11 protein-coding genes are annotated in these 13,669 nt (G+C 62.3%); 9 read left to right on the top strand and 2 right to left on the bottom strand.

The features are described 5' to 3' along the window. Window positions 1-89 precede the first annotated feature (89 nt). Window positions 90-2,495, bottom strand: a complete 2,406-nt coding sequence (locus H6B15_RS09955; RefSeq protein WP_204647840.1) for a glycogen/starch/alpha-glucan phosphorylase — start codon at window positions 2,493-2,495, stop codon at window positions 90-92. 291 nt (window positions 2,496-2,786) lie between these two features. On the opposite strand from H6B15_RS09955, the gene H6B15_RS09960 reads away from it, so the two are divergent. The 5 genes from H6B15_RS09960 (at window position 2,787) to H6B15_RS09980 (ending at window position 7,465) form a co-directional block, all read left to right on the top strand. Continuing rightward, entirely contained in the window at window positions 2,787-3,155 is a 369-nt protein-coding gene (locus tag H6B15_RS09960; protein WP_204647841.1) for a cell division protein ZapA, read from the top strand. A 2-nt stretch (window positions 3,156-3,157) separates the two neighbouring features. Continuing rightward, a complete protein-coding gene (locus H6B15_RS09965; protein WP_207751524.1) occupies window positions 3,158-5,230 on the top strand; it encodes a peptidase U32 family protein in 2,073 nt (690 codons plus the stop codon). 23 nt (window positions 5,231-5,253) lie between these two features. After that, window positions 5,254-5,703 (top strand): dUTP diphosphatase, encoded by a 450-nt coding sequence (gene dut / locus H6B15_RS09970; protein ID WP_204647842.1) that lies wholly within the window; start codon window positions 5,254-5,256, stop codon window positions 5,701-5,703. Between the two features lie 87 nt (window positions 5,704-5,790). After that, the gene (locus H6B15_RS09975) at window positions 5,791-6,351 is read left to right on the top strand and encodes a Maf family protein (protein WP_204647843.1); all 561 of its coding nucleotides are present in this window, start codon (window positions 5,791-5,793) and stop codon (window positions 6,349-6,351) included. A 94-nt stretch (window positions 6,352-6,445) separates the two neighbouring features. After that, window positions 6,446-7,465 carry a rod shape-determining protein gene (locus H6B15_RS09980; RefSeq protein ID WP_204647850.1) on the top strand — a complete coding sequence of 340 codons (1,020 nt, stop codon included), beginning with the start codon at window positions 6,446-6,448 and terminating at the stop codon, window positions 7,463-7,465. A 52-nt stretch (window positions 7,466-7,517) separates the two neighbouring features. Here the strand turns inward: H6B15_RS09980 and dnaK are convergent, their stop codons facing one another. Continuing rightward, a complete protein-coding gene (gene dnaK, locus H6B15_RS09985; RefSeq protein ID WP_204647844.1) occupies window positions 7,518-9,308 on the bottom strand; it encodes a molecular chaperone DnaK in 1,791 nt (596 codons plus the stop codon). A 192-nt stretch (window positions 9,309-9,500) separates the two neighbouring features. On the opposite strand from dnaK, the gene H6B15_RS09990 reads away from it, so the two are divergent. The 4 genes from H6B15_RS09990 to H6B15_RS10005 are packed head-to-tail and all read left to right on the top strand — an operon-like array spanning window position 9,501 to window position 13,239. Next, the gene (locus H6B15_RS09990) at window positions 9,501-10,280 is read left to right on the top strand and encodes a GntR family transcriptional regulator (protein WP_275950989.1); all 780 of its coding nucleotides are present in this window, start codon (window positions 9,501-9,503) and stop codon (window positions 10,278-10,280) included. Window positions 10,281-10,293: 13 nt separating this feature from the next. Further along, on the top strand, window positions 10,294-10,881 hold the full coding sequence (gene hisB / locus H6B15_RS09995) for an imidazoleglycerol-phosphate dehydratase HisB (protein WP_204647846.1): 588 nt from the start codon (window positions 10,294-10,296) through the stop codon (window positions 10,879-10,881). Window positions 10,882-10,916: 35 nt separating this feature from the next. Continuing rightward, complete coding sequence (gene glyA / locus H6B15_RS10000) at window positions 10,917-12,170, top strand: serine hydroxymethyltransferase (protein WP_204647847.1); 1,254 nt, start codon at window positions 10,917-10,919, stop codon at window positions 12,168-12,170. 22 nt (window positions 12,171-12,192) lie between these two features. Further along, window positions 12,193-13,239: a threonine aldolase family protein gene (locus H6B15_RS10005; RefSeq protein ID WP_204647848.1), complete on the top strand. Its 1,047-nt coding sequence runs from the start codon at window positions 12,193-12,195 to the stop codon at window positions 13,237-13,239. Window positions 13,240-13,669 lie beyond the last annotated feature (430 nt).

Genomic DNA, 13,669 nt, shown 5'->3' on the forward strand with positions numbered 1-13,669 from the left:
CGTCCGTCCCTTCAGGGTGAGTTTACCCGAAAAGACCGCCGCACAAAAACGGCGGCGGTCGGGTTTCGGAAAGTCAGTTTACGGGCGGCTCAGCGAACCGGGGTGGCGCCCCAGATATCGCGGGCGTAATCCATCACCGAACGGTCGGCGGAGAAGATGCCGGCGTTGGCGATGTTCATCAGGCTCATGCGGTTCCAGGTTTCGCGGTCACGATACAGCTGCTGCACAGTGGCCTGGGCACGGCGGTAATCCTTGAAGTCGGCCATGACCATATAGGGGTCGCTGTTGCGCAGGTTGTTGGTGATCTCGCTGAAGTTTTCGCCGTTCCAGCCCTTCTCCAGCAGATCCAGCACCGCCATGGCAATGTTGTCGTCGGAGATATAGGCCTGGGGATGGTAGCCCATGCCCTTCAGAGCGTTGACCTCGGGGGTCAGCATGCCGAAGATGATTTCGTTCTCATGACCGGCGGCATCGGCGATCTCCACGTTGGCGCCGTCCAGGGTGCCCAGGGTGATGGCGCCGTTGAGCATGAACTTCATGTTGCCGGTGCCGGAAGCTTCGGTGCCGGCCAGAGAAATCTGCTCGGACACTTCGGAGGCGGGCATCAGCTGTTCGGACAGGGTGACGCAGTAGTCTTCCAGATAGACGATGCGCAGCTTGCCCTGCACAGCGGGGTCGGAATCAATGAGCTGGCCCAGCTTGCAGATCATGCGGATCATCTGCTTGGCCATATAGTAGCCGGGGGCCGCCTTGGCGCCGAAGATATAGGTCTTGGGGATGAAGTCGGCGTTGGGGTTGGCCTTCAGGTACAGGTACTCGGCCGCGATGTTCAACGCGTTCAGGTGCTGGCGCTTGTACTCATGCATGCGCTTGACCTGGCAGTCGAAGATGGAATCGGGGTCAATGAGCTGGCCGGTGGCGCGCTCCAGATAGTTGGCGAACTGCACCTTGTTGGCCCGCTTCACGCCGTCCAGCTTCTTCAGGAAAGCCTTGTCGTTGGCGAACTTTTCCAGCTTCTTGAGCTGGGAAGCGTCGGTCTTGAAGCCGTCACCGATGCTCTCGCTGAGCAGATCGGTCAGGCCGGGGTTGGCGCACAGCAGCCAGCGGCGGTAGGCAATGCCGTTGGTGACGTTCTTGAAGGCCTTGGGCTTGTACAGGAAGTAGTCGTGGAAGACGCTGTCCTTGATGATCTCGCTGTGCAGCTTGGAAACGCCGTTGATGGAATGGCAGGTGTAGGCGCAGATGTTGGCCATGCGGACCTGGTTGTCGCCCAGGATGGCCATATAGTCGATCTTGCCCTGGTCGCCGGGGAAAGCCTTGGCCAGGTCGGCGCGGCAGCGGCGGTCCATCTCGCAGACGATCTGCCAGATGCGGGGCAGGGTGGAACGGAAGATGTCCACATTCCACTTTTCCAGAGCCTCGCTCATGACGGTGTGGTTGGTGTAGGCAAAGACCTTCTGGCAGATGGCGAAGGCATCTTCCCAGCTGTAGGAGCACTCATCCAGCAGGATGCGCATCATTTCGGGGATGGCCAGGGTCGGATGGGTATCGTTCAGCTGGATGGCCACCTTGTCGGGCAGGTTGTCCAGGGTGCCGTACTGGTTCAGATGGTTGCCCAGGATATCGGCCACAGAGGCGGCGGAGAAGAAGTACTGCTGACGCAGACGCAGGATCTTGCCTTCGGTGTGGTTATCGTTGGGGTACAGGATCTTGGAGATCAGTTCGGCGGAAGCGCTCTGGCTGATGGCGGTGTTGTAGTTGCCGGCGTTGAAGCTGCTCATATCGAAGCTGGGCGCCTTGGCCTGCCACAAACGCAGCTTGGCCACGCCGGACGTGCCGTAACCGGCCACATACATATCGTTGGGCACAGCGATGACGCTGTTGTAGTTTTCGTACTTGACATGGTGGAAGCCGCCGTCCCAGGTCTCGATGGCCTGGCCGTCAAAACGGATTTCCTGGGCCTGGTCGGGATGGCTCTTGATCCAAACCTGGCCGCCGGGCAGCCAGTTGTCGGCAGTTTCCTGCTGCCAGCCGTCCACGATCTTCTGCTTGAAGATACCGTACTCGTACAGGATGGAATAACCGGTGCCGGGGATGCAGTCGGTGGCCATACCGTCCAGGTAGCAGGCCGCCAGACGGCCCAGACCGCCGTTGCCCAGACCGGCATCCGGTTCCTGGTTGTAGATGCTGTCGATGTTGACGCCGGCCTTTTCCAGAACAGCCTCGGCCACTTCGTTCAGGCCCAGGTTGAACAGGCTGGTGCGCAGGCTGCGGCCCATCAGGAATTCCATGCACAGGTAGTAGACCTGCTTTTTGCCTTCGCCCAGGGTGCGGGCCTGGAATTTCTTCTGCTGATCGGACATGATCTGGCGCACGATGGCGGCCATGCAACGGTAGATCTGATCCACCGAGGCAACGTCCAGCGTGACGTTGCACTCGCTCATCAGGGTATCCTTGAGCAGCTTATCGAACTCTTTTTCCGTATATTTCACCAAAACGACTCTCTCCTTCTACAGAATTTCGCGTTTTTGTCAAGCCGACACAATGGCGGCTTCTGGGTCCTGAGGCAGGCGGTTTGACACATGTTTAGCAAACCACTTGATTTTTATTATAGTAAAAATCTTCCTATTTAGCAAGGGTTTTTGCCCTCATCGCGTGAATTTTGCATTTTTACACAAAAGGGCTTTTTCTCGGCCCGGTTTTATACTATAATATAGTATACCTGTGAACAATAGCGTAGAGTCTGATTTTCCAGAAAGATTTTTATGCAGCAAAGGAGTTTCAGTATGCCTACTTCCAAAGTACGTTTGAATATTTGCGGGTCCAGCTATGTGATTGCCACCACCGAGAGTGAAGACTATATGCAGAACCTGGCGGACCGCCTGAACCTGGATATGAACGAGCTGATGTCCTCTTCCAACACGGTGTCCATCACCACCGCCGCTGTCATGACCGCCCTGAGCTACCGTGACGAGCTGGAAAAGGCCAGCGGCAGCGCCGACAACATGCGCCGCCAGATCAAGAATTACCTGGAGGACGCCGCTTCCGCCAAGATGGCCGCCGAGGAACTGCGCCGGGAAAACGACGCCCTGCGCAAGCAGGTGGACGACCTGCGCCGCCGCCTGAACCTGCGGGACACCGCCCTGAACGGATGAGCATGGCCCACAAGATTCCGGGGCCGGAGATCCTGGCCCCGGCCGGAAATGCACAAATGCTGAGCGCCGCTGTTTACAGCGGCGCTGATGCTGTTTATCTGGGTCTGACCGGGTACAACGCACGGCGCAGCGCCGGCAACTTCACGCCGGAGGAACTCTGCGACGCCGTGCGCTTTTGTCATGCCCGGGGGGTGCGGGTCCATGTGACCCTGAACACCCTGGTGTTCGGCAACGAACTGTCCGGTCTGGCCGATGCGGTGCGGGCCGTGGCTGAAGCCGGGGCCGACGCGGTGATTGCGGACGACCTGGCCGTGGCGGCCTTGGTCAAGCAGATCGCCCCCGGACTGCACCTGCACGCCTCCACCCAGATGACCATCCACACCCCCGAGGGGGCCCGGCAGATGGCTGAGATGGGCTATGACCGGGTGATCCTGGCCCGGGAGCTTTCCCTGGAGGAGATCCGGGCGGTGGTCAAGGCCAGTCCCATCGAGGTGGAAGTTTTCATCCACGGTGCCATGTGCATGGCGGTGAGCGGCCAGTGCATGATGAGTGCCTTTCTGGGCGGACGCAGCGGCAACAGGGGCGCCTGTGCGGGCCCCTGCCGCCTGCCCTTTGACGCCACCCCCGGGCTGCGGCCCGGCCAGCCGGGCACAGCCTGCCATCTGAGCCTGAAAGACATGGACCTGGTACCCCATATGGCGGCCCTGATGGACGCCGGGGTGGCCAGCGTGAAGATTGAGGGACGGCTGCGCACCCCCGAGTACGCGGCCGCCGCCGTGGCCGCCTGCCGGGCCGCCCGGGAAGGCAAGGCCTACGATGAGACCCTGCTGCGGGACATCTTCTCCCGCTCTGGCTTCACCGACGGTTATCTGGTGGGACGCAACGACAAAAACATGTTCGGTGTACGCACTCAGGCAGACGCCGACGCCACCCGGGCGGCCACACCCAAGGCCCGGGAGCTGTTCCGCCGGGAACTGTCCCGGATTCCGGTGACCTTCTCGGTGGAAGTGCTGCCCGACAGCATTGCCCTGACCGCCGCCGACGCCGAAGGCCGCACCGCCCGGGCGGTGAGCCGCACTGCGCCCCAGCCCGCCCAGAAGGACCAGAGCGAGGCCATCACCCGGGCGCTGTCCAAGACCGGCGGCACCCCTTTCTGTGTGGGAGACATCCAGCTTCCGGAGGAAGCCCGCACCGCCTTCCTGCCGGGCAGCGAATGGAACGAGCTGCGCCGGGAAGCGCTGGAGCGCCTGCTGGAATTCCGCAGCGCGCCGGCCCCCAAAGAGGTACATCCCTGTTCCCTGCCCGTCTGGACGCCCCGCCGTCCCGGTCTGCCCAAGCTGGCCGCCCGCTTTGAGCGGGCCGAGCAGATTCCCGCAGACCTGGCCGACAAGCTGGCTTTTCTGGTTCTGCCGGTGGGACAGGCTGCCAAACTGCCCGAACCGTTGCGTTCCCGCACCCTGCTGGAACTGCCCCGGGTATGCTTCGGCGCCGGTGAGGAAGCCGTCAAGGCTGCCCTGGCGGCCTGTGAGGGCCAGGGCTACAGGGGTGTGGTGCTGAACAACCCCGCCCATCTGCGGTATGCCACTTCCCTGCCCCAGTACGGCGGCATGGGCCTGAACGTGACCAATCCCGTATCTGCCGGGCGCTGGCGGGACCTGGGCCTGCAGGGGATGCTGGTTCATCCCGAAACGCCCCTGCCCGCCATGAGCCTGATCGACCCGGGCCTGCCCACCGCCGCCCTGTGCTACGGCCACATGCCCCTGATGCTGACCCGGGCCTGTCCGCTGAAAAACGTGCGGGACTGCAAGGGCTGTTCCCGCAGCGGCAGCCTGCGGGACCGCAAGGGCCGGGATTTTCCGGTGCGGTGTTCCGCCCCTGCCATGGCCGGCATCCGCACCGTCTACAATCCGGTGCCGCTGTACATGGGAGACCGTCTGAAGGAATTGCCAGTGGATTTTGCTCTGGCCGCCTTCACCCTGGAAGATTCCGACCGGGTCCACCAGATTTTGGAGCTGCTGCTGGCGGGCCGTGGATTTGACAGCGAGTTCACCCGCGGATTATACTATACAGGTTGAACCTGCCCCCAAAAGGAGACAATATGGAACGCAAGACCGTGAAATTCAAGCGGCTGAATCCTGCCGCCAAGGCTCCCGCCTACGCCACCGCCGGCGCGGCGGCCGCCGACCTGTGCGCCCTGCTGGACGCGCCCCTGACCGTGGAACCCATGCAGCGGGTGCTGGTGCCCACCGGGCTGGCCATCGAACTGCCCGGCCCCGAGTGTGTGGCCCTGGTATATGCCCGCAGCGGGCTTTCCATCAAGCACGGCCTGTGCATGGCCAACGGTGTGGGCGTGGTGGACAGCGACTACCGGGGCGAATTGAAGGTGCCCATGGTGAACCTGGGCACCGAGGCCTATACCATCGCCCCCGGCGAGCGGGTTGCCCAGCTGTGCATTGCACCGGTGTGGCAGGCCGATTTCGTGGCCGCCGATACCTTGGGCGATACCGCCCGGGGCGAAGGCGGGTTCGGGTCCACCGGCCGGGGCTGAGAATCCCCCCCTTGCGGCCGGAAAGCTAAATTTCGCCAGGATTTGATTCCGCAACGCTATATAATAGCCAACGAAAGGAAACATCCCATGTCATTGATCCTTGCATCCGGCAGCCCCCGCCGCCGGGAACTGCTTGCCCTGATCACCAAGAACTTCACCGTCTGTGCCAGCGACGTGGACGAAAGCAAGATTGCGGCGGACTGCCCCGCCCATCTGGCCCAGGCGCTGGCCGTGGCCAAGGCCCGGGCGGTGGAGGTGCAGCACCCGGAGGACATCGTTCTCGGGTGCGACACGGTGGTGGAATGTGACGGCGAGGTTTTCGGCAAGCCAAAAGACGAAGCCGACGCGGCCCGCATGCTGCGGGCACTGTCCGGTCGCACCCACCTGGTACATACCGGGGTGTGCGTCTGCGGCGGCGGCAAGGCCGCCTACTGTGTGGAAACCTCCCGCGTTCACTTTGCCCCCATCGCGGAGGAGGATCTGCTGCGCTATGTGCGCACACCGGAGCCTTACGACAAAGCCGGAGCGTACGCCATTCAGGGCCACGCCGCGCTGTGGTGCAGCGGCATTGAGGGATGTTATTACAACATTATGGGTCTGCCCGTCCATCGAACGGCACAGCTGCTGAGCCAGTTTATGGCACTGTGATCGCTCCTGGCGCCGGGAGCCCGGCGCAAAGGAGAGCACAATGGCAAATTTTCTGACCCGATTTTTTCACAGCATCAGCGAGGGACTGCACAACATGTTTACCAAAGATATCGGCATTGACCTGGGCACCGCCAACACCCTGGTGTACATGAAGGGCCGGGGCATCATCATGCGGGAACCCAGCGTGGTGGCGGTGGACACCCGCACAGATGAACTGCGGGTGCGCAGCGTGGGCCACGAAGCCAAGGCCGTCATCGGCCGGGCACCGGGCTCCATCGTGGCGGTGCGGCCCCTGAAAGACGGCGTCATCGCCGACTTTGACATCACCGCCGCCATGCTGCAGAGCTTCATCCGCCAGGCCTGCGGCAAAAGCCTGTTTGCCAGGCCCCGGGTGGTCATCTGCGTGCCTTCCGGCGTGACCGAGGTGGAACGCCGGGCTGTACGCCAGGCGGCCGTGCGGGCCGGCGCCAAGCAGGTCACGGTGGTGGAAGAACCCATGGCCGCCGCCATTGGCGCAGGGCTGCCCACCACCGACCCTGTGGGCAGCATGATCGTGGATATTGGCGGCGGCACCGCCGAGGTGGCCGTGATCAGCCTGTCCGGCATTGTGGCCAGCCGCAGCGTGCGCTGCGCCGGCGATGCCCTGGACCAGAGCATCATCGCCTTCATCAAGCGCAAATACAACCTGCTGGTGGGCGAACGCACCGCCGAGCAGATCAAGATCGAGATCGGTTCCGCCTGTCCCCAGGACCCCGAAACCTCCATGGAGATCAAGGGCCGCAACCTGGTGGACGGTCTGCCCAAGGACATTCTGGTCCGCTCCGAAGAAGTCCGGGAGGCCATGAGCGAATGCCTGATGCGCATTGTGGACGCCATCAAGGACACTCTGGAATGCACCCCGCCGGAACTGTCCAGCGATATCATTGACCGGGGCATCATGCTTTCGGGCGGCGGCGCTTTGCTGCGCGGGCTGGACACCCTGATCCAGAACGAGACCGGCATCGAGGTACACATTGCCGAAGCGCCCCTGGACTGCGTGGCCCTGGGCGCCGGTGCGGTGCTGGACCGTCCTTCCCTGGCCGGACAGCGCCGGGAAGAACCCAGCTATCTGTAACCCAACAAACCAAAAGAGGCTTCCCGCTGTGGGAAGCCTCTTTTTCCTTGATTTATTGTGCCGCGGTGCGCTGTTCGCTTTCCCAGGCAGCCAGCAGGGATGCCGCTGCCTGTTCCAGCTGTTCCCGGGCCTCCACCACCGCCTGGGTGTCCACCGGGGTCATGGTTTCGGCCTTCTTGCGGCGGGTCTGCTTTTCCAGCGCTTTCTCCGCCTCCTTGATGTGGTTCTTGCTCTCCCGGTCCAGGGCTTTGCCCGCCTTGCTGCCCAGAGCCGTGTTCACCCGGTAGAGAGCGCTTTCCGCCGCGTTCAATGCCTCGATGGCGGCTTTGCGTTCCTTGTCCTGCCCGGCATACATGGCCGCGTCCCGCATGGCCCGCTGGATTTCCTCCTCGCTGAGGTTGGAAGTGCCGGTGATGGTGATGCTCTGATGCTTGCCGGTCTCCAGGTCCTTGGCGCTGACCGTCACAATGCCGTTGGCGTCGATGTCAAAGGTGACCTCGATCTGGGGCACACCAGCCCAGGCCCGCTTGATTCCCTTGAGGGTGAAGGTGCCCAAAAGCTTATTATCCCGGGCGAACTCCCGTTCCCCCTGCAGCACTTTGATTTCCACGGTGGACTGGAAGGGAGCCGCCGTGGTGAAGATCTTGGAAAACCGGGTGGGGATGGTGGAATTGCGCTCGATGAGGTGGGTGGCCACACCGCCCACCGTCTCGATGGACAGGGTCAGGGGGGTCACATCCATGAGCAGCAGGCTCTCTCCGCCGCTGGCCAGCACCTCGCCCCCCAGCCGTCCCCCCTGCACGGCGGCTCCCAGGGCCACGCATTCGTCGGGGTTCAGCGTCTTGGAAGGCTCCAGATCGATCATCCGCATCACCTTGGCCTGCACCGCCGGAATGCGGGTGGAACCGCCTACCAGCAGTACCTGATCCAGGTCGTTGGCGGCCAGCCCCGCATCCCGCAGGGCGTTCTTCACCGGCAGGGCGGTGCGCTCCACCAGATCGGAGGTCAGTTCGTCGAACTTGGCCCGGGTCAGGGTGGTTTGCAGATGCACCGGTCCGTTGGCCGTGCTGGCCAGGAAGGGCAGGTTGATATCGGCCTGGCGGGCGCTGGAAAGCTCCTTCTTGACCTTTTCCGCCTCCTCCCGCAGGCGCTGTACCGCCACCGGGTCGTTATGCAGGTCCACACCATGCTCGGCGCGGAAATTTTCCATCAGCCAGTTGGCGATGCGCTCGTCAAAGTCGTCGCCGCCCAGGTGGTTGTCGCCGCAGGTGGCCAGCACCTGCACGATGCCGTCCCCGATCTGGATCAGGGAGACATCAAAAGTACCGCCGCCCAGGTCGTACACCATGACGGTCTGGGCCTTGCCGTTGTCCAGCCCGTAGGCCAGGGCTGCGGCGGTGGGTTCGTTGATGATGCGCCGAACATTCAGCCCTGCAATGCGCCCGGCATCCTTGGTGGCCTGGCGCTGGGCATCGTTGAAATAGGCCGGTACGGTGATGACCGCCTCGGTCACCGGTTCGCCCAGGTAGGCCTCGGCGTCCGCCCGCAGTTTTTGCAGGATCAGGGCACTGATCTCCTGCGGGGTATAGCACTTTCCGTCGATGGGAATGCGGGCGTCACTGCCCATCTTGCGCTTGACGCTGCAGACAGTGCGGGCCGCGTTGGTGACCGCCTGGCGCTTGGCCGGGTCGCCCACCAGTCGTTCCCCCGTTTTGGTAAAGGCCACCACCGACGGGGTGGTGCGCTGCCCTTCCCGGTTGGGAATCACAACCGGGCGGCCGCCCTCCACTACCGCCACACAACTGTTGGTGGTGCCCAAATCAATTCCGATGATTTTGCCCATTGCGTATAAGTTCCTTTCCGAAAAAAGCCGGCCCGCAATGCCGGTTAGGCACAGAAATCCCGCTTTCCGCGCCCTGTTTACATTTATTTTAGCGCGAGGGTCGGGAAAATGTGTTGCCAAATCGTAAACAGTATGCGAAAATTGCGGGACGGCCGCCGCGGCGCCCCTTTGGGTTGACGATGCCGCACGGGAATGGTATATTTTGTACTATACCTGAACGGGTGTAATCGTAGAACAGGAGCCATTTTCGTGACGCAGAATTATACAAGTCGTGATATTTATAACCAATTATACAACGAGATCATGTCTCTGCAGCGCAAACCCGGTGCGGTGCTGCGGGAAAACGCCCTGTGTGAGGAATTCGGCGTTTCCCGCACCCCCATCCGCAGCGTGCTGCAGGAGCTGCGCATCGCCGGTCTGATCGAGGTCACCCCCTACAAATCCACCCACGTGACCCGACTGGACTTTGATACCATCAGCCAGCAGATTTATCTGCGGGTGGCGGTGGAAACGGCGGTATTGCTGGATTTCTGTGAGCTGTGCACCCCCGAACAGATGGAACAGCTCCACACCCGCAACAACGCCCTGCGCCGTCTGACCCTGCAGCCGGACCCGGCGCCGGAAGCCTTTTACCATCTGGACGGCTGTCTGCACGAATATTGGTTCACCGCCACCGGCAAGGACCAGCTGTGGGAGCTGATCCAGACCAACCAGAACAGCTATTCCCGCTTCCGGATGCTGGATCTGGTGGAAGCCCGCAACTTTGATGAGATTGTCAGCGAACACGACGATCTGCTGCGGGCCATTGCCGCCAAGGACACCGCCCAGGTACGTGACCTGTGTTCCAAGCATTTGTACGGCGGCGTGACCCGCCTGGGTCAGGAACTGCCCACCAAATTTGCGGATTATTTTGTGCCGGGAACCCACTGGCCGGACCCCGTGCACAAAAAGGAGGAGGCCGGCCAGGCATAAGGAGGGGACGCATATGGGACGTTCGGCTACGGTGACCCGCCAGACCCGGGAAACCTGTGTGACCGTGACCATCGATCTGGACGGCACGGGGCGCGCCGACCTGCACACCGGCATCGGGTTCTTTGACCACATGCTGGACGGGTTTGCCCGCCACGGGCTGTTTGATCTGACCGTGAAGTGTGAGGGCGATCTTTTCGTGGACAGCCACCACACCATTGAGGACACCGGCATCACCCTGGGCATGGCCATCGCCAAAGCCCTGGGGGACAAGGCGGGGATTGTGCGCTACGGCAGCTGTCTGCTGCCCATGGACGAAACCCTGGCCCTGTGTGCCGTGGACCTGGGCGGGCGGCCGTACTTTGTGTACGACGCGGCCTTTGCTTCCCAGAACTGCGGCGGTATGGACACCCAGATGGCCCGGGAGTTCTTTTACGCGGTATCCTACACGGCGGCCATGAACCTGCACCTGAAGGTGCTGTACGGCGAGAACGACCACCACAAACTGGAAGCGATGTTCAAGGCCTTTGCCAAGGCACTGGACGCCGCCACCCGCCGCGACCCCCGCATTGAAGGGGTACTTTCCACCAAGGGCAGCCTGTGAGCGCCCGCTCTGACAGATGAAAGGAGAGAAGAACCATGTACAAGGACATGATGAACACCATCGGCTTTGTGGAAGCCGCGGACCCAGAACTGGGCGCCGCCATGCAGCGCGAACTGGGGCGCCAGCGCCAGAACATTGAGCTCATCGCCAGCGAAAACATCGTTTCCCCCGCCGTTATGGCGGCCATGGGCAGCGTGCTGACCAACAAGTACGCCGAGGGCTACCCCGCCCACCGCTACTACGGCGGCTGCCAGTATGTGGACGAGGTGGAGAACATTGCCATCCGCCGGGCCTGCGAGCTGTTCGGCGCCAAGTACGCCAACGTGCAGCCTCATTCCGGCGCCCAGGCCAACCTGGCCGTCTACTTTGCCCTGCTCAACCTGGGCGATACCGTCATGGGCATGGATCTGTCCCAGGGCGGTCACCTGACTCACGGGTCCCCGGTGAACATGAGCGGCAAGAACTACAACTTCGTCTCCTACGGCGTGGACGAAAACGGCTTCATCGATTACAACGCCCTGGCCAAGCAGGTGGCCAAGGTCCGCCCCAAGCTGCTGGTGGCGGGCGCCTCCGCCTATCCCCGGGCCATCGACTTTGAGAAGCTGGGCGAGATTGCCCACGGCTACGGCGCCATGCTCATGGTGGACATGGCCCACATTGCCGGTCTGGTGGCCGGCGGCATGCACCAGAACCCGGTGCCCTACGCCGACGTGGTGACCACCACCACCCACAAGACCCTGCGCGGCCCCCGGGGCGGCCTGATCCTGACCAACAACGAATACATTGCCAAGCGGATCAATTCCGCCATCTTCCCCGGCACCCAGGGCGGCCCGCTGGAGCACGTCATCGCCGCCAAGGCGGTCTGCTTCGGCGAAGCCCTCTCCCCCGCTTTCAAGGAGTACGCCCACAAGATCGTGGAGAACGCCGCGGCCCTGGCCGACGGCCTGACGGCCCGCGGGGTGAAGCTGGTTTCCGGCGGCACCGACAACCATCTGATGCTGATTGACCTGACCGATGTGGACTGCACCGGCAAGGAGCTGGAACACAATCTGGACGAGGTGCACATCACCGCCAACAAGAACACCGTTCCCGGCGAGAAGCGCAGCCCCTTCGTGACCAGCGGCGTGCGTCTGGGCACCCCCGCCGTGACCACCCGCGGCATGGGCCCCGCCGAAATGAAGATCATCGCCGACTGCATTGCCGACTGCATCTTTGACTTTGACAACAAGAAAGACGAAGTGGCGGCGCGGGTGGCTGATCTGACCGCGCGGTTCCCTCTGTATGAATAAAAAGTGAGGCGTATACTCTGTTATGATTCGTTTTGAGTGTGACTACGGCGAGGGCGCAGCAGCTCCGGTTCTGGACGCTCTGTGCCGCACCAATCTGGAACAGACCCCCGGCTACGGGGAGGACACCTACTGTGACCAGGCCCGGGACCGCATCCGCGCCCTGTGCGGCACGCCGGAAGCGGAAGTGCAGTTTCTGGTGGGTGCCACCCAGGCCAACTTTACGGTGATTGACGCCGCCCTCAAGCCCTGGCAGGGCGTGCTGTGTGCCGACAGCGGCCACATCCATGTGCACGAGACCGGCGCCGTGGAGGCCACCGGCCACAAGTGCCTGACCCTGCCCGGCCATGACGGCAAGATCACCGCCGCCCAGGTCCAGGCCGCCGTGGACGCCCACTGGGCCAATCCCAGCCATGAGCACGAAGTCCAGCCCGGCATGGTGTACATCTCCAACCCCACCGAATGGGGCACCCTGTACAGCAAAAGCGAGCTGACCGAGCTTTCCCGGGTCTGCCGCGCCTGCGGGCTATACCTGTTTGTGGACGGCGCCCGCATGTCCTACGGCCTGGCCAGTGATGCCAACGACCTGACCTTGAAGGATTACGGCGCTCTGTGCGACGCCTTCTATCTGGGCGGCACCAAGTGCGGCGCTCTCTTCGGCGAAGCCCTGGTACTGACCCACCCGGCCCTGGCCAAGGATTTCCGCTATGCCATCAAGCAGCACGGCGGCATGCTGGCCAAAGGCCGCCTGCTGGGGCTGCAGTTTCTGGCCCTGCTGGAGGGCGAAGGCGACGCCATGCCCTACCTGGCCCTGGCCAGAAAGGCGGACGCCCAGGCCATGCGCATCCGGGACGCTTTTGCGGCCAAGGGATGCCATATGCTGTATGACTCCCCCACCAACCAGCAGTTCCCGGTGCTGCCCGAAGCCTGGATTCAGACGCTGGAACAGAAGTACAGCGTCAGTGAGATGAGCGCTGTGGAACCGGGCCTGCGGGTGGTGCGGTTCTGCACCAGCTGGGCCACCCGGGACGAGGACGTGGATGCCCTGCTGGCAGACATCGCCGCCCTGTAAAAAAGCAATGACAAACACAAACCCCCGCCTTCCATACCTACGGAAGGCGGGGGTTTGTGTTGCTTGCGATTTTGAGGGGGAATGTATATGTAAAACCGGTTGGGGACCGGTGTTGTTGGTTGTCTGGCCTTTGCCGGATCTTTGGCCGCGATTGCGGCCGGTCCTCGCATGGCAAAGGGCGCAGTGGGTATTTTCGGCGTTTGAGCCTTGTCGTTTGTTTTGCTGTTCCTTTTGACAGTTATAAGTATACCGGCAGATTGTGGCAAACGTATAAAAGGCATTTGAAGAATTTGGTAACAATATTTGAACGAATTGTGTCCGACAGAATCTGCCATGCCAGACTAATCAAAACCACCCGTTGAACGGGTGGTTTGAACAGGCCCTATAAGGGCCTATCTCCTGTGGTCGCTCCCTAAAGGGAGCCCCGAAA

Source organism: Gemmiger formicilis (assembly GCF_016900095.1).
Classification (GTDB): Bacteria; Bacillota; Clostridia; order Oscillospirales; family Ruminococcaceae; genus Gemmiger; species Gemmiger formicilis_A.

Coding starts and splice junctions, on each gene's coding strand:
- H6B15_RS09960 (WP_204647841.1), top strand. CDS start 2,787: ATGCCTACTTCCAAAGTACGTTTGAATATTTGCGGGTCCAGCTATGTG.
- H6B15_RS09965 (WP_207751524.1), top strand. CDS start 3,158: ATGGCCCACAAGATTCCGGGGCCGGAGATCCTGGCCCCGGCCGGAAAT.
- dut (WP_204647842.1), top strand. CDS start 5,254: ATGGAACGCAAGACCGTGAAATTCAAGCGGCTGAATCCTGCCGCCAAG.
- H6B15_RS09975 (WP_204647843.1), top strand. CDS start 5,791: ATGTCATTGATCCTTGCATCCGGCAGCCCCCGCCGCCGGGAACTGCTT.
- H6B15_RS09980 (WP_204647850.1), top strand. CDS start 6,446: ATGTTTACCAAAGATATCGGCATTGACCTGGGCACCGCCAACACCCTG.
- dnaK (WP_204647844.1), bottom strand. CDS start 9,308: ATGGGCAAAATCATCGGAATTGATTTGGGCACCACCAACAGTTGTGTG.
- H6B15_RS09990 (WP_275950989.1), top strand. CDS start 9,501: ATGGTATATTTTGTACTATACCTGAACGGGTGTAATCGTAGAACAGGA.
- hisB (WP_204647846.1), top strand. CDS start 10,294: ATGGGACGTTCGGCTACGGTGACCCGCCAGACCCGGGAAACCTGTGTG.
- glyA (WP_204647847.1), top strand. CDS start 10,917: ATGTACAAGGACATGATGAACACCATCGGCTTTGTGGAAGCCGCGGAC.
- H6B15_RS10005 (WP_204647848.1), top strand. CDS start 12,193: ATGATTCGTTTTGAGTGTGACTACGGCGAGGGCGCAGCAGCTCCGGTT.